The sequence below is a fragment of the Streptomyces bottropensis ATCC 25435 genome, assembly GCF_000383595.1.
In the GTDB taxonomy this organism is placed as follows: Bacteria; Actinomycetota; Actinomycetes; order Streptomycetales; family Streptomycetaceae; genus Streptomyces; species Streptomyces bottropensis.
In genome coordinates this window covers 3,654,984-3,676,872 of the sequence record NZ_KB911581.1, presented here as the reverse complement: position 1 = coordinate 3,676,872, position 21,889 = coordinate 3,654,984, and the positions used below count along the sequence as shown (strand labels likewise).

Genomic DNA, 21,889 nt, shown 5'->3' with positions numbered 1-21,889 from the left:
CAGAGTCACGCTGCGTAACCTCACAGTGAGTCACCAGCCTTCGTCCGGGGAGCTATATGTCCAGCGAATACGCCAAACAGCTCGGGGCCAAGCTCCGGGCCATCCGCACCCAGCAGGGCCTTTCCCTCCACGGTGTCGAGGAGAAGTCCCAGGGACGCTGGAAGGCGGTCGTGGTCGGTTCGTACGAGCGCGGCGACCGCGCCGTCACCGTGCAGCGCCTCGCGGAGCTGGCGGACTTCTACGGGGTCCCCGTGCAGGAACTGCTTCCCGGTACGACCCCGGGCGGCGCCGCCGAGCCGCCGCCGAAGCTCGTCCTGGACCTGGAGCGTCTGGCCCACGTGCCGGCCGAGAAGGCGGGCCCGCTGCAGCGTTACGCGGCGACGATCCAGTCCCAGCGCGGTGACTACAACGGCAAGGTGCTCTCGATCCGTCAGGACGACCTGCGCACACTCGCCGTCATCTACGATCAGTCCCCCTCGGTCCTCACCGAGCAGCTGATCAGCTGGGGCGTCCTGGACGCGGACGCGCGCCGCGCGGTCACCCACGAGGACGCCTGACACACCGGGCGGAGCCCAGCAGAAACGTGCCGCCGGGGTGGCTCGAACCAGTTGGTTCGGGCCACCCCGGCGGTTTTTGTACGTCTCGTACGGCGCGTGGTCACAGAGGAGCGGACAGCGCCCCGCAAGGGGCGCGGGGAACCGCGCGACCAGCCACGGACCACCCGCGGCCGGCTTCGCACAGCACCCCCGAGTCGCTCCCCGCCCGGCCGTCCGCTACTGGGCTTCCCGGCGGAGCGAGGGCTTGAGCTCCTTCAGCCGGCCCAGCAGACCGTTCACGAAGGACGGCGAGTCGTCCGTGGAGAACTCCTTCGCCAACTGCACCATCTCGTCCAGGACCACCGCGTCCGGAGTCGCGTCGACCCAGATCAGCTCGTACGCTCCGAGCCGCAGGATGTTGCGGTCCACGACCGGCATGCGGTCGAGGGTCCACCCCACCGAGTACTGCGCGATCAATTCGTCGATCCGCCTGGCGTACTCCGAGTACCCCTCGACCAGCTGCATGGTGTACTCGCTGACCGGAGGCTGTCGGGTGTCGCTGTGGGCGTGCCGGATCCAGTCCGCGAGGACGGTCAGGACGTCGGCCCCGCGCTGGTCGCCCTCGAAGAGGATCTGGAAGGCACGCTTGCGGGCCGTGTTACGGGCAGCCACGGTTAGCTGTTCACCCGGCCGAGGTAGTCGCTCGTGCGGGTGTCGACCTTGATCTTCTCGCCCGTGGTGATGAACAGGGGCACCTGGATCTGGTGACCGGTCTCCAGGGTGGCGGGCTTGGTGCCACCGGTGGAGCGGTCGCCCTGGACACCCGGCTCGGTCTCCTGGATCACAAGCTCGACGGCGGCCGGCAGCTCGACGAAGAGCACCTCGCCCTCGTGCTGCGCGACGGTGGCGGTGAAGCCCTCGATCAGGAAGTTGGCGGCGTCGCCGACGGCCTTGCGGTCGACCATGAGCTGGTCGTAGGTCTCCATGTCCATGAAGACGAAGTACTCGCCGTCCATGTAGGAGAACTGCATGTCGCGCTTGTCGACAGTGGCCGTCTCGACCTTGACGCCGGCGTTGAACGTCTTGTCGACGACCTTGCCGGAGAGCACGTTCTTGAGCTTGGTGCGCACGAAGGCCGGGCCCTTGCCGGGCTTGACGTGCTGGAACTCGACGACGGACCAGAGCTGGCCCCCGTCGAGCTTGAGCACCAGGCCGTTCTTGAGGTCGTTCGTGGAAGCCACGGTTGCGGAATCTCCTGGACTGACGTGGACGACCCCGGGCCACGCGCACAGCCGATGAGCTAGAGCGCGAGCAGCTCCTTGGTCGTGATGGTGAGTAGCTCGGGTCCGCCGTCCGCCTCGGGGCGTACGACGAGCGTGTCATCGATCCGGACTCCGCCCCGGCCCGGGAGGTGGACCCCCGGTTCGACGGTGACCGGCACGCAAGCGTCCAGTTTACCCATGGCCGCGGGGGCCAACTGCGGGTCCTCGTCGATTTCGAGTCCGACCCCGTGCCCCATCATCACCGGCAGGCTCTCTCCGTACCCCGCGGAGTCCAGGACCTGGCGGGCCGCGCGGTCCACGGCCCGGTAGGCCGCACCGGGTGCCAGGGCCTCCCGTCCGGCGCGCTGGGCTGCGAAGACCAGGTCGTACAGCTCGATCTGCCAGTCGGCCGGCGAGGTGCCGATCACGAACGTACGGCCGATCTCGCACCGGTAGCCGCGATAGGTCGCGCCGAGACAGACGGAGAGGAAGTCGCCCTCCTCCACCCGGCGATCGGTCGGTCGGTGGCCGGGGCGGCCGGAGTTCGGGCCGGCGGCGACGGAGGTGGGGAAGGCCGGGCCGTCGGCGCCGTGGTCGACGAGGCGGCGCTCCAGCTCCAGGGCGAGGTGGCGCTCGGTGCGGCCGACGAGGATGGATTCGAGCAGCTCGCCCAGGGCCTGGTCGGCGATCTCCGCGCCGATCCGCAGACAGGAGACCTCCTCCTCGTCCTTGATCACCCTCAGCTGCTCCACGGCGCCGCCGAGGTCGGCGAGCCGCAGCCGGGGCGCGACCGAGCGGATGGCTCTGCAGCGGGCCATGGTGAGGTGGTGCTCCTCCACGGCCAGGGACTCGGCACCGAGGGCCGTCACCAGACCGGCGGCCGCGACCGCCGGGTCGCCGCCGGGCCGTGGCAGCACCTGGACGCGTACGGCGTCGTCGGGCCGGCCCTCGCCGATCTCGCCGCTCGGCGGTGCGCCGCACAGCAGGACGTCCTCGCTCCTGCCGAGCAGCAGCACCGCGCCCCGCGGCGCCGCTCCCGCGAGGTAGCGGACGTTGGCCGGGCGGGTCACGAGTGCGGTGGGGCTGCCGCCGGCTTGGCAGCGTTCTCTCAGCCGGGCTCTGCGGGCCGCGTAGACCTCAGACATGTGCCGAGCGTATGAGCTTCGCTGGGCGGGCGCTGGTCGAGTGCGGCCGAGTGGGGGTGGGGGTGTCGGGGGTGGGTGGGTGCCGGGTGCCGGTGGGTGCCGGGGCGGGTGGGTGCCGATGGGTGCCGGGTGCCGGTGGGTGCCGGGTGCCGGTGGGTGCCCGTGTGTGCCGGGTGCGGGCCGGTGGGGGCTTGTCGCGCAGTTCCCCGCGCCCCTGACGGGGCCGGGGGTGGGCGCGGTTCCGCGAGCGGTCTCCAGGCCCCTGGCGGGGCCGTCGGGGGCTGTCGGGGTGTGGGGCGGCGGCTACTCGGTTACCACTTCGGGGGGCTGGCGATCGAGCGGGCCAGGACCTCGTCCAGGACGCGGGCCGTGGCCGGGACGTCGAGCTGGGAGTTGTCGATGATCGGGAGGCCCGAGCCGTACCAGCCCGCCATTCGGCCGTGGATGCGGGCGACCTCCTCGTCGGTGAGCCGGCGGTTGCCCGAGCGCTCGGCGTTGCGCTCCAGGACAATCTCCAGGCCCGGCAGGAGGACGACCGGCAGCAGGCCGGGGCCGACGTGCCGCTTCCAGCCGCCGAGGCCGACGACCGGGCGGTCGGGGAAGACGGCGTCGTCGAGGATGCAGGAGATGCCGTTGGCCAGGAAGTTCCGGGCGGAGAAGCCACAGGTGCGGCGGGCGAGGCGGTACTGCGCCTCGGAGTTGTCGTTCCAGCCGGACTGGGGGTCCGCGAAGCCCGAGCGCACCCACTCGCGCACGTCGTCCAGGCTGATGTGCGCGGTGGGCACCCGGCGGTGGTCCGCCCAGTACTTGGCGACGCTGGTCTTGCCGGCTCCGGCGGGGCCGATGAGCAGGACCGCGAGCGTGGTGTTGGTGACGTCGGGAGCGCCGGTGGCGGCCGGCGGCATGGTGACGGGGCCGCCCGGCGGCAGTTGCACGTGTCCGGTGGTGTCCGGCGAGACCCCGCTCTGCGGCGGGACCGGGGCCGGCGGATGCCCGGCAGCGCCGGAGAAGCCCGGCACGGCCGGTGCGGGCGGGGCCATCGGCGCGGGCGGAGGCGGCGGCACCGGACCCGGGTGGCTGCCCGGGGGCACCGGGTGTCCCGGCGGGTGCGTGCCGGGCGCTCCCGGGTGATGGGGGGCCGGGTGTCCCTGCTGGTTCGCGGTCGGCGACCAGGGGGCCGCCGGGTCCTGCCCCGGCCGATGGGGCGGCGGCAGCGGAGCTCCCACTGCGTCCTGCATCCGGTGCCACTCCGTCTCGTACAGTCACATCGACACTGGCGGGCGGGGCCTTCCGACCCCGCCCTTACCGAACGGTACCGTCCCCGGCCACCGTTTGGTGCACGGCCGGGGGCAGCCCGAAGTGCCCAAGTGGCCAGGGACACAAGGCGAATCGGGCAAGAGCTGCCCGAGCGGGCGTTACTGGCCCACTTCGCCGTACGCGGCGAGGAGGATCGCCGGGTCGGGACCCTCCAGAACGGTGGGCTTGGCCAGGCCGTCCAGGACGATGAAGCGCAGCAGGTCGCCCCGGGACTTCTTGTCGACCTTCATCGTCTCCAGAAGCTTCGGCCACTGGTCGTAGCGGTAGTGCAGCGGCAGACCGACCGCTTCGAGGACCGTGCGGTGCCGGTCGGCGGTCGCGTCGTCCAACCGGCCCGCCAGTCGGCCCAGTTCGGCCGCGAAGTGCATGCCCACGGACACGGCCGCGCCGTGCCGCCACTGGTAGCGCTCGTTCTTCTCGATCGCATGGGCCAGCGTGTGCCCGTAGTTGAGGATCTCGCGGCGCCCGGACTCCTTCAGGTCGCCCGAGACGACCTCGGCCTTGACCCGGATCGACCGCTCGATCAGCTCCGAGGTGTGCGGCCCGGCGGGCGTGCGGGCCGCCTGCGGGTCGGACTCGATCAGGTCCAGGATCACCGGGTCCGCGATGAACCCGGCCTTGATGATCTCGGCGAGCCCGGAGACGTAGTCGTTGACCGGCAGCGAGTCGAGCGCCGCCAGGTCGCACAACACTCCGGCCGGCGGGTGGAAGGAACCCACGAGGTTCTTGCCCTCGGCCGTGTTGATCCCGGTCTTGCCGCCGACCGCCGCGTCGACCATGGCCAGGACGGTGGTGGGGATGGCGATCCAGCGGACCCCGCGCAGCCAGGTCGCCGCGACGAACCCGGCGAGGTCCGTGGTGGCCCCGCCGCCGACGCCGACGATGACGTCGGTGCGGGTGAACCCGGACTGGCCCAGCGCCTTCCAGCAGTACGCGGCGACCTCGGCGGTCTTGGCCTCCTCCGCGTTGGGCACCTGGATGGCCACGGCCTCGAAGCCCTGCCCGGCCAGATCGGCCCGCAGGGCCTCTCCGGTGTCCTCCAGCGCCTCGGGGTGGATCACGGCCACCCGCTTGACCCGGTTACCGATCAACCCGCCCAATTCACCGAGGAGTTGACGCCCCACCAGCACTTCGTACGGCTCGGTGCCCGCCGTACCGCCGACCTGGATGCGGGTCACTGTCTCGCTCATGCTTCCTTCAACTCCAGTGCGTCCAGCGCCGCTCGGGTGACTTCCTCGGGCGTCCGGCCGTCGGTGGCGACGACGGCCGCGGCGACCTCCTCGTACAGATACCGCCGGGCGTCCATCAACTCCCGCCACTGCTTGCGGGGGTTGACGGCCAGCAGCGGGCGGGCGGCGTTGAGGCCGGTGCGCTTGACCGCCTCCTCGACGTCCATCGAGAGGTAGACGACCCGCTGTCCAGCCAGCAGCGCGCGCGTGTCGGCGTCGAGGATCGCGCCACCGCCGAGGGCGAGGACGCCGTCGTGCCCGGCCAGCGCGGCACGCACGGCCTCCTTCTCGATCGCGCGGAAGGCGGCCTCGCCCTCGTCGACGAAGATCTCCGCGATGGTGCGGCCCTGCTCGGCGACGATGTCGTCGTCGGTATCGCGGTAGCCGACGCCGAGCCGCTCGGCGAGCAGCTGTCCGACGGTGGACTTGCCGACACCCATGGGGCCGACGAGGACGACCAGAGGCACCGGGCTCATCGGATCGCGAGGTGGTCGAGGTAGGAACGGACGTTGCGGGCCGTCTCGGTGACGCTGTCGCCGCCGAACTTCTCGGCCACCGCGTCCGCCAGCACCAGGGCCACCATCGCCTCGGCGACGATGCCGGCGGCCGGCACGGCGGAGACGTCGGAGCGCTGGTGGTGGGCCTGCGTGGCCTCGCCGGTGGTCACGTCCACGGTCTGCAGGGCGCGCGGAACGGTCGCGATCGGCTTCATCGCCGCCCGGACCCGCAGCAGCTCACCGGTGGTGAGACCGCCCTCGGTGCCACCGGAGCGGCCGGAGACGCGCCGGATGCCCTCGGGGGTGTTCACGATCTCGTCGTGCGCCTTGGAGCCCGGCACCCGCGCCAGCTCGAAACCGTCACCGATCTCGACGCCCTTGATCGCCTGGATGCCCATCAGCGCGCCGGCGAGGCGGGCGTCCAGCTTGCGGTCCCAGTGGACGTGCGAGCCGAGGCCGACGGGCACGCCGTACGCCAGGATCTCGACGACTCCGCCGAGGGTGTCGCCGTCCTTGTGGGCCTGGTCGATCTCCGCGACCATCGCCTTCGACGCGTCGGCGTCGAGGCAGCGCACGGGGTCGGCGTCCAGCTTCTCCACGTCGGCGGGCGTCGGGTACACGCCCTGCGGGGCCTTCGCGGCCGCCAGCTCCACCACGTGGCTGACGATCTCGATGCCGGTCGTCTCCTTCAGGTACGACCGGGCGACCGCGCCGAGGGCGACCCTGGCGGCGGTCTCCCGGGCGGAGGCCCGCTCCAGGATCGGCCGGGCCTCGTCGAAGCCGTACTTCTGCATGCCGGCCAGGTCCGCGTGACCGGGCCGAGGGCGGGTCAGCGGGGCGTTGCGGGCGAGACCGGCGAGGATCTCCGGGTCGACCGGGTCGGCCGACATGACCTGCTCCCACTTCGGCCACTCGGTGTTGCCCACCATGATCGCCACCGGCGAGCCCATGGACAGACCGTGCCGGACACCACCGAGGAAGGTGACCTCGTCGCGCTCGAACTTCATCCGCGCACCACGTCCGTAGCCCAGGCGCCGCCGGGCCAGGTGGTCCGCCACCATCTCCGTGGTGATCGGCACGCCGGCGGGAAGGCCCTCCAGCGTCGCGACGAGTGCGGGACCGTGGGACTCCCCCGCGGTCAGCCAGCGCAACCTGCTCAACGGTGCTCCTATGCTCGCGTCCGGTACTGGATCCTGCCTGCGTGTACGCGGGTCCTCGCGTACGGCGACGAACACCGGGTGCGCGGCCCCGGCCCGCCACCTCCGATCCTCCCACGTCCGGGGCGGGGCCCTGGTCGCAGGTCCATCAGGCGGACCGCGCGCACGGCGGTTCCTCGCCACCGGCCGCCCCCTCGGACCGGCCCGCCCGGAACGCTCAGCCGCGCTCGGCCAGCGCCCGTTCCCCCGCCTGCCTCATCGCGCCCACGGGAGCCGTCTTGCACCCGGTCATCTGCTCGACCTGCAGCACGGCCTGGTGCACCAGCAGATCGAGCCCGCTGACCACCGCACCGCCGTACGCGGACCAGCGCGCGGCCAGCTCGGTGGGCCACGGGTGGTACAGCACGTCGAACAGCGTCGCCGGCATCTCCGGCACCGCACCGGACAGCGCGTCCGTCGCCCCGGCCGGTGTCGTGGCGATGACGAGGGGAGCGCTCAGCCCGCGCTCGGCCTGCGACCAGTCCGCCGTACGTACCTCGACGCCCAGCCGCTCGCCCCACTGCCGCATCTCGGCGGCCCGGGCCTCGCTGCGGACGTACGCCACGACCTCGCCGGTGCAGATCCGGGCGAGCGCGGCCAGCGCGGAGGACGCGGTTGCTCCGGCGCCGAGAACGGCCGCCGACTCCACCTGCTCGATGCCGCGCTCGCGCAGGGCGGCGACCATCCCGGGGATGTCGGTGTTGTCGCCGACCCGCCGCCCGTCCTCCGTGAACAGCAGTGTGTTCACCGTCTCGACCGAGGTCGCCGTCTCGCTGATCTCGTCCAGCAGGGGGATGACCGCCCGCTTCAGCGGCATCGTCAGCGACAGCCCGGCCCACTCCGGCCCGAGCCCTTCGACGAACCCGGGCAGCGCCTCCTCGTCGACCTCGAAACGGTCGTACGTCCAGTCGGTGAGCCCGAGTTCGGCGTACGCGGCCCGGTGCAGCACCGGGGACAGCGAGTGGGCGATCGGCGAACCGAGCACGGCGGCCCGGTGCTTGGTGGCGGTGCGGCTCATTGTCCGTTCTGGGCTTTCTCGTACCTGACGCGGTTCCTGTTGTGCTCTTCGTTGGTCACGGCGAACAGCGTCTCGTCCTCGTTGATCGACACGAAGTAGTACCAGTCGCCCTTGGCCGGCTTGAGCGCCGCCTTGATGGCCACCTCACCCGGATTGTCGATCGGACCGGGCGGCAGACCCTTGAACTTGTAGGTGTTGTACGGGTCGTTGATCTGTCGGAGCGAGTTGACCGAGCCTGTGGCCAGCTTTGATTCACCGCGCAGGTAATTGACGGTGGAGTCGAAGTCGAGCAGCCCGTAGGTCTCGGTGTTTTTCTTGTCGAGCCGGTTGTAGACGACCCGGGCGACCTTCAGGAAGTCCTTCTTGTACTTCCCCTCGGCCTGCACGAGGCTCGCCACGGTCAGCACCTGGAGGGGGTTCTCCAGCTTCAGACTCTTGGCTTTGCCCTCCAGGTCCATTTCCTTGTACTTCGCCTTGGCGAGGTCGACCATTTCCTTCAGGACGGCTTCGGGCTTCATGCCCTTGGCGACCGGGTACGTGGACGGGTAGAGGAATCCTTCCAGCGGATCCTTGATGTCCTTGTTGTCGTTCGCCCAGTCGGGAAGGCCGAGGGTCTCCCACTTCTTCTCGGCGACATCCTTGGTCGTGCCCTTGTCAAGACCCAGTTCCTTGTCGATCTTGACGTAGATGTCGTTGTTACGTACACCCTCGGCGACCGTGAAGTTGCTCTGACTCTTCGGATCGAGCATCAGAGCGATAGCCTTTTCGGCTGACATCTCCTTCTTGAGAAGATAAACGCCTGCCTGAATCTGATCCTTCTCGGGAAGTTTCGCCAGTGCGATCGTGAAAGCATCCACACTCTTGACGACCCCGGCCGTCTTCAACCTCTGCCCGATGACCGACCCGAACTCACCTTTGGCGACCGTGATCGTCACGGTCTCGTTCGTACCGTTCCCCTCGTAGTCGGGGATCTCGCCGAAGCGGCTCTGGTAGAACTGGTAACCGAAGTAACTGACGCCGGCGAAGCCGCCGCCGAAGACCATGACGACCACCAGGCATGCGCAGCCGCTGCGGCGCTTCTTGCCGGCTTTGCTCGACTTCCCGCCTTTGCCAGACTTACCGCCACGGCCTTTCCGGTCCCCCCGGCCCGAGCGTTCCTCGGCCTCGTCGTCATCGTCGTCGTCACCGCCACCGGCGAAGAACGCGTGCTCGCCCTGGTCCGGTCCGGGGTCCCAGTCGGTCCGCTCCGCTGCCGGCTGCTCCTCGGGTTCGGGCTCCGGAGTGGGCGCGGGGGCGGGTGCCGCTTCCTCGCGACGGCGTGAGGGCGGCTCCGGCGGCGGATACGCGTCCGGCGTGCCGTAGAAGTCCTGTTGGCCGCCGTATGCCATCGCCTGCTGCTGTCCCCCGTAGGGGTCGTTCGGATCCGCGACGTAAGGGGCCTGCGTGTGCTGGTGAGTTCCGTCGTTCCAGCCGTTGTCGGTGTGGCCGTACTGCTGCTGGCCATGACCGGTGTACTGCTGCTGATGCTGGTTCTGGCCGGCGTAATGCTGCGCGGGGTCGCCGTACTCCTGCTGGTACTGCTGCTGGGCGTAGGCGTCCTGATGACCGTTGTTCCAGGCACCGTTGCCGTTGTCGTACTGCTGCTGGTACTGCTGCTGCTCCGGGTAGGGCTGCTGCGGCTGGCCGCCGTAAGGGGACTGCTGGCCCTGGGCCTGCTGTCCGTCCCATCCGGCGTCCCCGTACAACGGGTCGTCCGGATGCCACGGTTCGGAGCCCGGGCCCCGGCCATACTCAGTCATCGATCCCCTAGAGCCGCGAGGCGGCGGTCACGCGGGGCCTGTGGCTCGGCGTTCGTCCCCGCCTCTTTCTGTGCGGTGGCTGTTCGAAGGCCACCGCATCGCGCGGAACGTTACCGTATCGCGATCAGATGACCACTTCGACGCCCTCGCCCGGAGCTTTACCTGACATCCGTTCGGATTCCAGCGCCTGTTGCAGGATGATCACGGCTGCCGCCTGGTCGATGACCGACCTGCCCTTTTTGGATTTCACACCCGAGGCACGCAGTCCTTGACCGGCCGTCACCGTGGTCATCCTCTCGTCGAGGAGTCTGACCGGAACCGGCGCGATCATGCGGGCCAGTTCCTGCGCGAATCCCCGTACCTTGACTGCCGCCGGTCCCTCGCCCCCCTTGAGGGAGCGAGGGAGTCCGACGATTACCTCTATGGGTACGTACTCGTCGACCAGTTGTCTCAATCGCCGCTGAGCTGCGGGGACATCCCGTCCGGGAACGGTCTCGACGGGTGTGGCGAGGATCCCGTCGGGGTCGCAGGAGGCGACCCCGATGCGGGCGTCCCCGACGTCGAGCGCGAGCCGACGGCCGCGGCGCATGGCCGGGCCGTCGTCTTCGCTCGTGTGATCCGTCGTGCTCACTTGGCCGTCTCGGCGACCAGGCGCTCGACCGCGTCCACGGCCTCGCCGATGGCGGCCGGGTTCTGGCCACCGCCCTGGGCGACGTCCGGCTTGCCGCCACCGCCGCCGCCGAGGGTCTTGGCGGCCGCGCGGACCAGGTCGCCGGCCTTCAGTCCGCGCTCGCGGGCGGCCTCGTTGGTGGCGATGACCGTCAGCGGCTTGCCGTTCACGGCGGTGAAGAGGGCGACCACCACGGCCCGGCCGCCCTGGATGCGTCCGCGCACGTCGAGCACCAGCTTGCGCAGGTCGTCGGCGGTGGTTCCGTCCGGGACCTGACCGGTCACCACGGCAACGCCGGACACGTCCTTGGCGGACTCGGCGAGACCGGCGGCGGCCTGCAGCACCTTCTCGGCGCGGAACTTCTCGATCTCCTTCTCGGCGTCCTTCAACTTGCCGAGCATGGCGGAGACCTTCTCCGGAAGCTCCTCCGGACGGCCCTTGATCAGCTCCTGGAGCTGGGCGACGACCGTGTGCTCACGGGCGAGGAAGTTGTAGGCGTCGACGCCCACCAGCGCCTCGATACGGCGGACTCCGGAGCCGATGGACGACTCGCCGAGCAGCTTGACCAGGCCGAGCTGCGAGGTGTTGTGGACGTGCGTGCCACCGCACAGCTCCTTGGAGAAGTCGCCGATGGTGACGACACGGACCCGCTCGCCGTACTTCTCGCCGAACTCGGCGATGGCGCCCTGCTTCTTGGCCTCGTCGAGGCTCAGGATCTCCGCGTGGACGTCCAGGTCGCGGGAGAGCACCTCGTTGATCTTCTGCTCGACGTCGGTCATCACGGCCGTCGGAACGGCGGAGGGGGAACCGAAGTCGAAGCGGAAGCGGCCGGGCTGGTTCTCGGAACCGGCCTGGGCGGCCGTCGGACCGAGGGCGTCCCGCAGGGCCTGGTGGGTGAGGTGGGTGGCCGAGTGAGCGCGGGCGATGGCCGTGCGGCGGCGTCCGTCGATCGAGGCCTGGGCCTTGGCGCCGACGGTCACCTCACCGACCTGGACGACGCCCTTGTGGACGTAGACGCCGGGCACCGGCTTCTGGCAGTCGCGGATCTCGATGACGGCACCGGAGTCGATCCTGATCCTGCCGGTGTCACCGATCTGGCCACCGCCCTCGGCGTAGAACGGGGTGCGGTCGAGGACGATCTCGACCTCGTCGCCCTCGGTGGCGGCGGGCGAGGAGAGCCCGTCGACGAGGATGCCGACGACCGTCGACTCGCCCTCGGTGTCCGAGTAGCCGATGAACTCGGTCTCCCCGGCGGCGTCGGCGATCTCACGGTAGGCACCGAGGTCGGCGTGGCCGGTCTTCTTGGCGCGGGCGTCGGCCTTGGCGCGGTCCCGCTGTTCCTTCATCAGGCGGCGGAAGCCGTCCTCGTCCACGGACAGGCCCTGCTCGGCGGCCATCTCCAGGGTGAGGTCGATCGGGAAGCCCCAGGTGTCGTGGAGCAGGAACGCCTTGTCACCGGCGAGGACCTGGCCACCCCCGGCCTTGGTCTCCGTCACGGCGGTGTCGAGGATGTTGGTGCCGGCCTTCAGCGTCTTGAGGAAGGCGTTCTCCTCGGCGAGGGCGACCTTCTCGATGCGCTCGCGGTCGGTGATCAGCTCGGAGTACTGCTGCCCCATCATGGCGATGACGACGTCGATGAGGTCCTGGACGACCGGGCCGGTGGCGCCGAGGAGGCGCATGTTGCGGATGGCGCGGCGCATGATGCGGCGCAGGACGTACCCACGGCCCTCGTTGCCGGGGGTGACGCCGTCACCGATGAGCATCACGGCGGTGCGGATGTGGTCGGTGACCACGCGCAGGGAGACGTCGGACTCGTGGGCGTCGCCGTAGCGGACACCGGTGAGTTCGGTGGCCTTGTCGATGACGGCCATGGAGGTGTCGATCTCGTACATGTTCTGCACGCCCTGCAGAATCATGGCGAGGCGCTCCAGGCCGAGGCCCGTGTCGATGTTCTTGCTGGGCAGCTCGCCGAGGATCTCGAAGTCCTCCTTGGAGGTGCCCTCGCCGCGCTCGTACTGCATGAAGACCAGGTTCCAGATCTCCACGTACCGCTCGTCGTTGACGGCCGGGCCGCCCTCGACGCCGAACTCCGGGCCACGGTCGTAGTTGATCTCGGAACACGGGCCGCACGGGCCGGGGACGCCCATGGACCAGTAGTTGTCCTTCTTGCCGAGGCGCTGGATGCGCTCCTTGGGGACGCCCACCTGCTCGTGCCAGATGCGCTCGGCCTCGTCGTCGTCCTTGTAGACGGTGATCCAGAGCTTCTCCGGCTCCAGGCCGTAACCACCCTTGTCCTGGGGGCTGGTGAGCAGCTCCCAGGCGTACTTGATGGCGCCTTCCTTGAAGTAGTCGCCGAAGGAGAAGTTGCCGCACATCTGGAAGAACGTGCCGTGGCGGGTGGTCTTGCCCACCTCTTCGATGTCCGGCGTACGCACGCACTTCTGCACGCTGGTGGCGCGGGCGAAGGAGGGCTTGACCTCACCGAGGAAGTACGGCTTGAAAGGAACCATGCCGGCGTTGACCAGGAGCAGAGTCGGGTCGTCCGCGATGAGCGACGCCGAAGGGACAACGGTGTGACCGCGCTCCTCGAAGAAGCTCAACCAGCGGCGACGAATCTCGGCCGACTCCATCAGTGGTCCTCATTCCGGTTGTACGGGTACGACGAGCTGTCGACGTACCTCGGATTCCTGCTGTACTTCGGGGTGTTGCTGTTCTCGATGGCGACGACACGCCTCGGAGCGGGCAGCTCCGGGTAGCTGTCGGGGTTGGCCTCGATGCCGAGTGCCTCGCCCAGTTCTGCCTCCCGCTGGGCCATGTGGTCGCGGACGTCGAGCGCGAAGCCGACCGCCCGGTCCTTGAGCTTGTGGCCCGCCTCGACCGCCTTGTGCGCGGCCTGGCCGGCGAGGTGCTCCGGGGTGAGCTGCTTCAGCTTGCGGTTGACCTTGGTGGTGGCCCACACGCCGGCGGCGACGCCTGTGGTGAACCAGAACGTACGGCGGAACATCGCTCGGTCAGTCCTTCTTTCCACGGGTGTCACGCCTGCTCCGGCGGGTGCCGGGAACCGTGCGCCCCACGATCACGGTACGGCCGCCCCGCTCGGCGGGCTCGCCCTCACGGCGTCCGCCCCCCATGGCCCGGCGTACGCCGTAGCCGAAGGCGGCGACCTTGACGAGGGGGCCGCCGAAGGTGGACGCGACGGTCGTGGAGAGCGCCGAGGCGTTCGACGTGACCTCCTGGACGTCCGACGCGATGGCGTCCACGCGCTCGATCTGGGTCTGGGCGGAGCGGACCGCGGTGGACGCGTCGGCGAGGAGGGGGACGGCCTGGTCGGTCACGTCCGCGACGAGCTTGGTGGTCGCCCTGAGCGTCTGGGCCAGCCTCGCCAGCGCGACGGCGAGGAAGGAGACCAGGATCGCCCAGAAGACGGCCACCAGGATCCCGGCCACCTCTCCACCGGACACTGTCTGCACCCGCTCCCTGGAACATGCCTGAACGTCGAAAAGTCGTGTCCCGAGCCTATCGCGCCGGAGCGATCGCCCAGTACCGCATTAATGCCTGCCGCAGTGCCTGCCGCAGTACGGCGAGAGCCCGCCGCCCCGCCCGCCGGAAGGCGGGGGGACGACGGGCCGACGCTCGGTGCGTGTGTGCTACGTCCGTCGAAGGACGATCAGCGGGCGTAGTACTCGACGACGAGCTGCTCGTCGCAGATGACCGGAACTTCCTTGCGGTTGGGCTCGCGGTCCAGGCGGAACGCCAGGGCCTTGAGGTTCACCTGCAGGTAGCGGGGGGTCTCACCGTCCGCGGCGAAGCCACCCTCGCGGGCGACCTCGAACAGCGGCTTCTGGCGGCTGCGCTCACGGACCATGACGACGTCGTCCGGCTTGACGCGGAAGGACGGCTTGTCGACCTTGTGGCCGTTGACCTCGATGTGGCCGTGGACGACCATCTGGCGGGCCTGGTAGATCGTGCGGGCAATGCCCGACCGCAGGACCAGCGCGTCGAGACGACGCTCGAGCTCGATGATCAGGGCCTCACCGGTCTTGCCCTGGACCTTGGAGGCACGCTCGTAGGCGCGGACGAGCTGGCGCTCGGACACGTCGTACTGCGCGCGCAGACGCTGCTTCTCGAGCAGACGGACCTTGTAGTCCGAGTTCTGCTTGCGGCCGCGGCCGTGCTCGCCGGGCGGGTACGGGCGGGCCTCGAAGTACTTGACGGCCTTCGGGGTCAGCGCGATGCCGAGGGCACGCGACTTCTTGACCTTGGGGCGGGACTGGTTCGCCACTTCTTTTCCTTTTCCTCTTCGGCTGCCTCAGGGTTACGGGAGGTCGCATCCGCAGCCGGGGAATCCCGTCGGGTCCGCTGGGAACCTGTCGGGTAGCCGCTCCCCTGGTCTGGGCACATACGTGCAGCACACGAACGGCCCACCGACCGGTCCCGGAATTCCGAGTGGTGGTGGGCTGCCCGCGACACCTACGACGGTGCGCGACGCTCCTGGATCATGAAGATCCGGCTGGATGTCCCGCCTGAGGCGCCGACCGGAGCCGGACACGGGACGCAGCACTGGGGAGGAGTCTACAGGGGCTTCAGGACTGCTTCCGACCGAGGTTCTTCCTGGTCCACTCCACCGCGTCGGCGTACCGGGCCTCGGCGCCGTGCCTGGTGGGGGTGTAGTACTCCCGCCCCTGGATCTCGTCCGGCGCGTACTGCTGGGCGGCGATCCCCTCGGGGAGGTCGTGCGGATACACGTACCCCTGGGCGTGCCCGAGCTTGGCCGCGCCCTTGTAGTGCCCGTCCCGCAGATGCGGGGGCACCGGGCCGGCCAGGCCCTTGCGCACGTCCTCCATGGCGGCGCCGATGGCGGTCGTCGCGGCGTTCGACTTCGGGGCCAGGGCGAGGGCGATCGTGGCGTGGCTGAGGGTCAGCGCGGCCTCCGGGAAGCCGATCATGGCGACGGCCTGGGCGGCGGCGACGGCTGTGGGCAGGGCGTTCGGATCGGCCAGCCCGATGTCCTCGCTGGCGGAGATCATCAGGCGGCGGGCGATGAACCGGGGGTCCTCCCCGGCCTCGATCATGCGGGCCAGGTAGTGCAGCGCGGCGTCGACGTCGGAGCCGCGGATGGACTTGATGAGGGCGCTGGCCACGTCGTAGTGCTGGTCGCCGTCGCGGTCGTACTTCACGGCGGCGCGGTCGACGGTCTCCTCCAGCGTCTGGAGTGCGATCTCCTCCTCCCCCTTGTCGAGGGCGGCACCGGCGGCGGCCTCCAGGGCGGTCAGCGCCCGGCGGGCGTCACCGCCGGCGATGCGCAGGAGGTGGCCCTCGGTGTCCTCGGGAAGGCTGACGGCGCCCTTGAGGCCGCGCCCGTCGGTCAGGGCGCGCCGCAGGAGGCCGCGCAGGTCGTCGTCGGTGAGGGGTTCGAGGGTGAGGAGGAGGGAGCGGGACAGCAGGGGGGAGATCACCGAGAAGTACGGGTTCTCCGTGGTCGCCGCGATCAGGGTGACCCAGCGGTTCTCGACGGCCGGGAGCAGGGAGTCCTGCTGGGCCTTGCTGAAGCGGTGGATCTCGTCGAGGAAGAGGACGGTCTCCTTGCCGTAGCCGCCGGTGGCGCGGCGGGCGCCCTCGATGACCGCGCGGACCTCCTTGACTCCGGCGGTGATCGCGGAGAGCTCCACGAAACGCTTGTTGGTGGCCTTGGAGACGACGTACGCCAGGGTGGTCTTGCCGGTGCCGGGCGGGCCCCAGAGGATCACCGAGGAGGGGCCGGCCGGTCCGCCGCCGGACTCGCCGACCAGTCGGCGCAGGGGCGAGCCGGGCTTCAGAAGATGCTGCTGGCCCACGACCTCGTCGAGGGTGCGCGGACGCATCCGTACGGCCAGGGGGCTGGCGGAGGGGTCCTTCTCCTGGCGTTCTTCGGCTGCGGCGGTGAACAGATCGGGCTCCACACCGAAAACCCTATGTCACGCCACCGACAGTCCGGCCGGGACCGCCGCAGGCCCGGGACCCGGGACCGGCCGCCGTCCGGCGCAAGCCGGTCAGCTGGTCCAGAAGTCCCACCAGCGGGTCAGGATCAGCATGCCGATGATGCCGATGTGCATCACGGGCAGGACCCAGGTGAACTCGCCGAAGAAGCTCTTGAGCCGGCCGGGCGCCGGCAGGAGGCCGTTGCGGATGTTGGAGGACGTGACGTACCAGAACATCAGGATCGTGGCGACCCAGGCGAGGCAGCACCACAGGCAGAGCGAGTTGATGTTGTACAGCGACTGGTACTGCAGCCAGGTCACGAAGCCGACGCCGAAGGCGGTGCCCGCGTTGAAGGTCAGCCAGTACCAGCGCGGGTAGGTCGCGCGGGCGAGCAGGCTCACGCCGACGCAGATGACGATGCCGTACGCGACGAGGCCGAGCATCGGGTTGGGGAACCCGAAGACGGACGCCTGGTCGCTCTTCATGATGTTGCCGCAGGAGACGACCGGGTTGAGGCTGCATCCGGGGGTGAAGTTCGGGTCCTCCAGCAGCTTGAACTTGTCGAGCGTGATGACCCAGGACGCGAGCAGTCCGGCCGCGCCGGTGATCAGCAGCAGGATGGCGAAGGCACGACTGCCGCCCACCGTGCGCGGGGCCTCGGTGTGTTCGCGATCGGTGGTCGAGACGTTGCTGACTGTCGTCTTGCTCATCACGTCGATTCCGTCGATTCCGTAGCGTCGAAGGGGCCACTGGGGCACGGTCATTGTGCCGTACACCCTCGCGCCCGGACCGTTCGCCGGACGTAAATGTCGCCCCTGCCACCCGTACAGGGCGGCAGGGGCGACAAGGGTTCGACTCAGCCGAGCCGGGCCTCCAGCTCGGCCACGATCTCGTTCACGCCGACGGCGACCTGCTCACCGGACTCCATGTCCTTGAGCTGGACCACGCCCTCGGCGAGGTCGCGCTCCCCGGCGACGACCGTGTAGCGCGCGCCGCTGCGGTTGGCGTTCTTCATCGCGCCCTTGAGGCCCTTGCCGCCGTAGGCGAAGTCGGCCGCGATGCCCACCTTGCGCAGTTCGGTGACCTTGGCGAACAGCAGGCGGCGGGCCTCCTCGCCGAGCGGTACGGCGAACACGCTGGTGGTGGCGGGGAGTTCGAGTTCGACGCCCTCCGCCTCCAGGGCGAGGACGGTGCGGTCGACGCCGAGGGCCCAGCCGACCGACGGCAGGGCGGGGCCGCCGATCATCTCGGAGAGGCCGTCGTAGCGACCGCCGCCGCCCACCGCGGACTGGGAACCGAGGCCGTCGTGGACGAACTCGAAGGTCGTACGCGTGTAGTAGTCCAGCCCGCGGACCAGCTTGAGGTCGTCCTCGAAGGCGACGCCGGCCGCCGTGATCAGCTCGCGCACCTCCTCGTGGTACGCCTTGCAGGCGTCGCAGAGGTAGTCGCGCAGCAGCGGGGCGTCGGTGAGCTGCTTCTGGACGTCGCCGCGCTTGTCGTCGAGGACGCGCAGCGGGTTGATCTCCGCGCGACGGAGGGTCTCCTCGTCGAGGTCCAGGCCGCGCAGGAACTCCTGCAGGGCGGCCCGGTAGACGGGACGGCACTCCTTGTCGCCCAGGCTGTTGAGGAGGACGCGGAAGTTCCTGAGGCCCAGCGAGCGGTACGCCTGGTCCGCCAGAATGATCAACTCGGCGTCCAGGGCCGGGTCCTCGGCCCCGATCGCCTCGGCGCCGACCTGGGAGAAGTGGCGGTACCGGCCCTTCTGGGGGCGCTCGTAGCGGTAGTAGGAGCCGGAGTACCAGAGCTTGACCGGGAGGTTGCCCACCTTGTGGAGGTTGGCCTCCAGGGCGGCGCGCAGGACGGAGGCGGTGCCTTCGGGACGCAGGGCCAGCTGGTCGCCGCCCTTGGTCTCGAAGGCGTACATCTCCTTGGTCACGATGTCGGTGGACTCACCCACACCGCGTGCGAACAGCTCGGCGTTCTCGAAGCCGGGCGTCTCGATGTAGCCGTAGCCGGAGTCGCGCAGCGGCGCGGCGATGGCCTCGCGGACGGCCAGGTACTTGGCGCTGTCCGGGGGCAGCAGGTCGTACGTGCCCTTGGGGGCTTGAAAGGTGCTCACGGAAGGTCTCTCGTCACATTCCTCGTCGGGGAGCCGAAGGGGCTCCCTGGCCGCCGGCGGCCACCTGCCGCAGATACGGGTTGGTGGCGCGCTCCTGGCCGATGGTCGTCTGGGGGCCGTGGCCGGACAGCACCACGGTCGAGTCGTCGAGCGGCAGGCACACGCGGGCCAGCGAGTCGAGCATCTCGGCCATGTCGCCGCCGGGCAGGTCGGTGCGTCCGATGGAGCCGGCGAACAGCAGATCCCCGGAGAAGAACACGGAAGGGATCTCCGCGTTCTCGGGCATCCGGAAGGTCACCGACCCCTTGGTATGGCCGGGCGCGTGCGAGACGGCCAGCTCCAGACCGGCCAGCTCCAGCTTCGCGCCGTCGGTCAGCTCCTTGACGTCACCCGGCTCCCCCACGGTCAGCTCGCCCATCAGCGGCATGCCGATGGAACGGCCGAGCGCCTTCTCGGGGTCGCTCATCATGTACCGGTCCTCGGGGTGGATCCAGGCGGGTACGTCGTGCGCGCCGCACACCGGGACGACCGAGGCCACATGGTCGATGTGGCCGTGGGTGAGGACGACGGCGACGGGCTTGAGCCGATGCTTCTTCAGCGTCTCCTCGACTCCCTCGGCGGCCTGGTGGCCCGGGTCGATGATCACGCACTCCTCACCGGCGGCGGGGGCGACCAGATAACAGTTGGTCCCCCAGGCCCCGGCGGGGAACCCGGCAATGAGCACGATCGTCCTTCTTGTGGCGTACGAGAGTGGTGGGTTGCTGTGGATCAGAGCCTACCGGCGCTGCCGTTTCCCCAGCGAACCCATATACGGTACGGGTCACACGTAAACAGTCGACTCGACGGACGCGCGACGCACCTGTCGGCGGACGAGACGTATGAGGAGAGAACCCCGTGGTCAGCCAGGATCAGCGGCGGCGTCAGCTCGCCCGGGAGAAGTTCTTGCGGCAGCAGCAGCGGCGTACGTCCGCGCGGCGCAAGGCCCATGTCCGCAACGCCGTGATCGCCTCGGTGCTCGGTGTGATCCTGGTGGGCAGCGTGGCGCTGTACACGACCGACGTGCTCAAGGGTGACGACAAGAAGGACAACGCGGGCGCGGAGGTGTCGCCGAGCCCGTCGCCCAGTGCCAGCAAGGCGCCGGATCCGTGCGAGAAGCCGGCCGCGGGCAAGGTGGAGAAGCTCACCTTCAAGAAGGAACCCGCGCTCACCATCGACAAGAGCGCGAAGTACACGATGGATCTGCGGACCACCTGCGGTTCCATCCCCATAACGATGGACGCGGCGAAGGCCCCGCACACGGTCAACTCGTTCGACTTCCTGGTGAACAAGGGCTACTTGGACCACACCAAGTGCCACCGTCTCACCACGCAGGGTATCTACGTGCTGCAGTGCGGCGACCCGCAGGGCACCGGCATGGGTGGTCCCGGCTACACGATCCCCGACGAGAACCTGAAGGACCCGCGCCTGAAGGGCGATACGTACCCGGCGGGCACGGTCGCGATGGCGAACCAGTTCAACGGGCAGACGGGCGAGGGCAAGAACAGCGGCGGCAGCCAGTTCTTCCTCGTCTTCCAGGACAGTCCGCTGCCGGCCAACTACACACCGTTCGGCACGATCACCAAGGCGGGGATGAAGGTCCTGACGAAGATCGCCAAGGCCGGCGAGAGCACCGGCATGGGTGACGGAGCACCCAACGCGACCGTCGTGATCAACAAGGCGACTGTCAAGAAGTCCTGACCCCCAACAGCGAAATTTCGGTCGCGCGGGATGCGGACAGGCAACCCGCCGGTCGCCTATGTTGGCCGTGACGAAACTGTGGACGATGCCCGGGGGCGCTGAGGCCCCTTGCAGGCATCATGTGGAGGAGGCGCTGTGAGCAGCGACCCGTGGGGCCGCGTCGACGAGACGGGGACCGTGTACGTGCGTACGACCGACGGCGAGCAGGTCGTCGGTTCCTGGCAGGCCGGCTCCCCTGAGGAAGCGCTGGCCTACTTCGAGCGCAAGTACGAGGGCTTGGTCGTCGAAATCGGCCTCCTCGAGAAGCGGGTGAAGACCACCGACCTGTCCGCCAAGGACGCTCAGGTCGCGATCGACCACATTCGCGAGCAGGTGGACGCGCATCACGCGGTCGGTGACCTGGACGCCCTGAAGGTCCGGCTGGACAAGCTCGTCGAGACGGTCGACGCGCGCCGCGAGGAGCGCAAGCAGCAGCGGGCCAAGCAGTCCGACGAGGCCCGGCACGCCAAGGAGGCCCTGGTCACCGAGGCGGAGGAGCTGGCCCAGTCCGACCAGTGGCGGTCCGCCGGTGAGCGGCTGCGGGCGCTGGTGGACACCTGGAAGGGTCTGCCCCGGCTGGACCGCAAGTCCGACGACGAGCTCTGGCACCGCTTCTCGCACGCCCGCTCGGCGTTCTCCAAGCGTCGCAAGGCCCACTTCGCGCAGCTCGACGCGCAGCGCGAGGACGCCCGCAAGGTCAAGGAGAAGCTGGTCGCGGAGGCCGAGGGTCTGTCCGGCTCGACCGACTGGGGCCCCACGGCCGCGCGCTACCGCGAGCTGATGGCCGACTGGAAGGCCGCCGGCCGCGCCCAGCGCGAGCACGAGGACGACCTGTGGAACCGCTTCCGCGGTGCCCAGGACGTCTTCTTCGCCGCCCGCAGTTCCGTGTTCGCCGAGCGTGACGCGGAGCAGTCGGAGAACCTCAAGCTCAAGGAGGAGCTGGCCGGGGAGGCGGAGAAGATCCTGCCGGTGACGGACCTGAAGTCGGCGCGTGCCGCCTTCCGCTCGCTCAACGAGCGCTGGGAGGCCATCGGCCACGTCCCGCGCGACGCCCGCCCGAAGGTGGAGGCCCGGATGCACGCCGTCGAGCGTGCCATCCAGGAGGCCGAGGAAGCGGAGTGGCGCCGGACCAACCCGGAGGCCCGCGCCCGTGCCGCCGGTCTCACGGGCCAGCTCCAGGCCGCCGTCGACAAGCTGGGCAGCCAGATCGAGGCCGCCCGCGCCCAGGGCAACAACGCCAAGGCCGACAAGCTCCAGCGAGAGCTCGACGGCCGTCAGGCCCTGCTGGACCAGGCTCTGAAGGGTCTGCAGGAGTTCGGCGGCTGACACCGAGGCACAGACGAGAGGGGCTCCCGCACGATTCGTGC

Annotated in this window: 21 protein-coding genes; 3 read left to right on the top strand and 18 right to left on the bottom strand. The window is 69.8% G+C overall.

Annotated features, from left to right (window positions below; all coding sequences use genetic code 11):
• Positions 1-56 precede the first annotated feature (56 nt).
• Positions 57-557 carry a transcriptional regulator BldD gene (bldD, locus tag STRBO_RS0116260; protein ID WP_005485476.1) on the top strand — a complete coding sequence of 167 codons (501 nt, stop codon included), beginning with the start codon at positions 57-59 and terminating at the stop codon, positions 555-557.
• A gap of 216 nt (positions 558-773) precedes the next feature.
• Here the strand turns inward: bldD and nusB are convergent, their stop codons facing one another.
• The 18 genes from nusB to STRBO_RS0116170 form a co-directional block, all read right to left on the bottom strand.
• Positions 774-1,208: a transcription antitermination factor NusB gene (gene nusB, locus STRBO_RS0116255; protein WP_005485475.1), complete on the bottom strand. Its 435-nt coding sequence runs from the start codon at positions 1,206-1,208 to the stop codon at positions 774-776.
• A gap of 2 nt (positions 1,209-1,210) precedes the next feature.
• Positions 1,211-1,777, bottom strand: a complete 567-nt coding sequence (efp, locus tag STRBO_RS0116250) for an elongation factor P (protein WP_005485474.1) — start codon at positions 1,775-1,777, stop codon at positions 1,211-1,213.
• A gap of 59 nt (positions 1,778-1,836) precedes the next feature.
• Positions 1,837-2,943: an aminopeptidase P family protein gene (locus STRBO_RS0116245; protein WP_020665558.1), complete on the bottom strand. Its 1,107-nt coding sequence runs from the start codon at positions 2,941-2,943 to the stop codon at positions 1,837-1,839.
• Positions 2,944-3,254: 311 nt separating this feature from the next.
• A complete protein-coding gene (locus STRBO_RS40160) occupies positions 3,255-4,181 on the bottom strand; it encodes a Pro-rich N-terminal domain-containing protein (protein ID WP_005485472.1) in 927 nt (308 codons plus the stop codon).
• Positions 4,182-4,358: 177 nt separating this feature from the next.
• Positions 4,359-5,450 (bottom strand): 3-dehydroquinate synthase, encoded by a 1,092-nt coding sequence (gene aroB, locus STRBO_RS0116235; RefSeq protein ID WP_005485470.1) that lies wholly within the window; start codon positions 5,448-5,450, stop codon positions 4,359-4,361.
• Positions 5,447-5,965, bottom strand: coding sequence for a shikimate kinase (locus tag STRBO_RS0116230; RefSeq protein ID WP_005485469.1), 519 nt, complete (start codon positions 5,963-5,965; stop codon positions 5,447-5,449). The genes aroB and STRBO_RS0116230 overlap by 4 nt, the downstream gene beginning before the upstream one ends.
• Entirely contained in the window at positions 5,962-7,146 is a 1,185-nt protein-coding gene (gene aroC / locus STRBO_RS0116225; protein ID WP_028796685.1) for a chorismate synthase, read from the bottom strand. Before aroC ends, STRBO_RS0116230 begins: the two co-directional genes overlap by 4 nt.
• 214 nt (positions 7,147-7,360) lie before the next feature.
• Positions 7,361-8,200 (bottom strand): shikimate dehydrogenase, encoded by an 840-nt coding sequence (locus STRBO_RS0116220; protein WP_005485466.1) that lies wholly within the window; start codon positions 8,198-8,200, stop codon positions 7,361-7,363.
• A complete protein-coding gene (gene mltG, locus STRBO_RS0116215) occupies positions 8,197-9,999 on the bottom strand; it encodes an endolytic transglycosylase MltG (RefSeq protein WP_005485458.1) in 1,803 nt (600 codons plus the stop codon). The genes STRBO_RS0116220 and mltG overlap by 4 nt, the downstream gene beginning before the upstream one ends.
• A 124-nt stretch (positions 10,000-10,123) precedes the next feature.
• Positions 10,124-10,588 carry a Holliday junction resolvase RuvX gene (gene ruvX / locus STRBO_RS0116210; protein WP_202500049.1) on the bottom strand — a complete coding sequence of 155 codons (465 nt, stop codon included), beginning with the start codon at positions 10,586-10,588 and terminating at the stop codon, positions 10,124-10,126.
• Positions 10,589-10,626: 38 nt separating this feature from the next.
• Positions 10,627-13,299 (bottom strand): alanine--tRNA ligase, encoded by a 2,673-nt coding sequence (alaS, locus tag STRBO_RS0116205; protein WP_005485456.1) that lies wholly within the window; start codon positions 13,297-13,299, stop codon positions 10,627-10,629.
• On the bottom strand, positions 13,299-13,673 hold the full coding sequence (locus STRBO_RS0116200; protein WP_005485455.1) for a hypothetical protein: 375 nt from the start codon (positions 13,671-13,673) through the stop codon (positions 13,299-13,301). Before STRBO_RS0116200 ends, alaS begins: the two co-directional genes overlap by 1 nt.
• 7 nt (positions 13,674-13,680) lie before the next feature.
• Positions 13,681-14,130 (bottom strand): DUF948 domain-containing protein, encoded by a 450-nt coding sequence (locus STRBO_RS0116195; protein WP_005485454.1) that lies wholly within the window; start codon positions 14,128-14,130, stop codon positions 13,681-13,683.
• A gap of 206 nt (positions 14,131-14,336) precedes the next feature.
• On the bottom strand, positions 14,337-14,951 hold the full coding sequence (gene rpsD, locus STRBO_RS0116190; RefSeq protein WP_005485453.1) for a 30S ribosomal protein S4: 615 nt from the start codon (positions 14,949-14,951) through the stop codon (positions 14,337-14,339).
• A gap of 301 nt (positions 14,952-15,252) precedes the next feature.
• Positions 15,253-16,608: a replication-associated recombination protein A gene (locus STRBO_RS0116185; RefSeq protein ID WP_005485451.1), complete on the bottom strand. Its 1,356-nt coding sequence runs from the start codon at positions 16,606-16,608 to the stop codon at positions 15,253-15,255.
• A 90-nt stretch (positions 16,609-16,698) separates the two neighbouring features.
• Positions 16,699-17,337: a vitamin K epoxide reductase family protein gene (locus STRBO_RS0116180; RefSeq protein WP_020114452.1), complete on the bottom strand. Its 639-nt coding sequence runs from the start codon at positions 17,335-17,337 to the stop codon at positions 16,699-16,701.
• A 146-nt stretch (positions 17,338-17,483) separates the two neighbouring features.
• Positions 17,484-18,746, bottom strand: a complete 1,263-nt coding sequence (gene hisS, locus STRBO_RS0116175) for a histidine--tRNA ligase (protein ID WP_005485448.1) — start codon at positions 18,744-18,746, stop codon at positions 17,484-17,486.
• A 13-nt stretch (positions 18,747-18,759) separates the two neighbouring features.
• Complete coding sequence (locus STRBO_RS0116170; protein ID WP_005485447.1) at positions 18,760-19,470, bottom strand: MBL fold metallo-hydrolase; 711 nt, start codon at positions 19,468-19,470, stop codon at positions 18,760-18,762.
• A 170-nt stretch (positions 19,471-19,640) separates the two neighbouring features.
• On the opposite strand from STRBO_RS0116170, the gene STRBO_RS0116165 reads away from it, so the two are divergent.
• Entirely contained in the window at positions 19,641-20,483 is an 843-nt protein-coding gene (locus STRBO_RS0116165) for a peptidylprolyl isomerase (RefSeq protein WP_005485446.1), read from the top strand.
• Positions 20,484-20,618: 135 nt separating this feature from the next.
• Entirely contained in the window at positions 20,619-21,848 is a 1,230-nt protein-coding gene (locus STRBO_RS0116160) for a DUF349 domain-containing protein (protein ID WP_005485445.1), read from the top strand.
• Positions 21,849-21,889 lie beyond the last annotated feature (41 nt).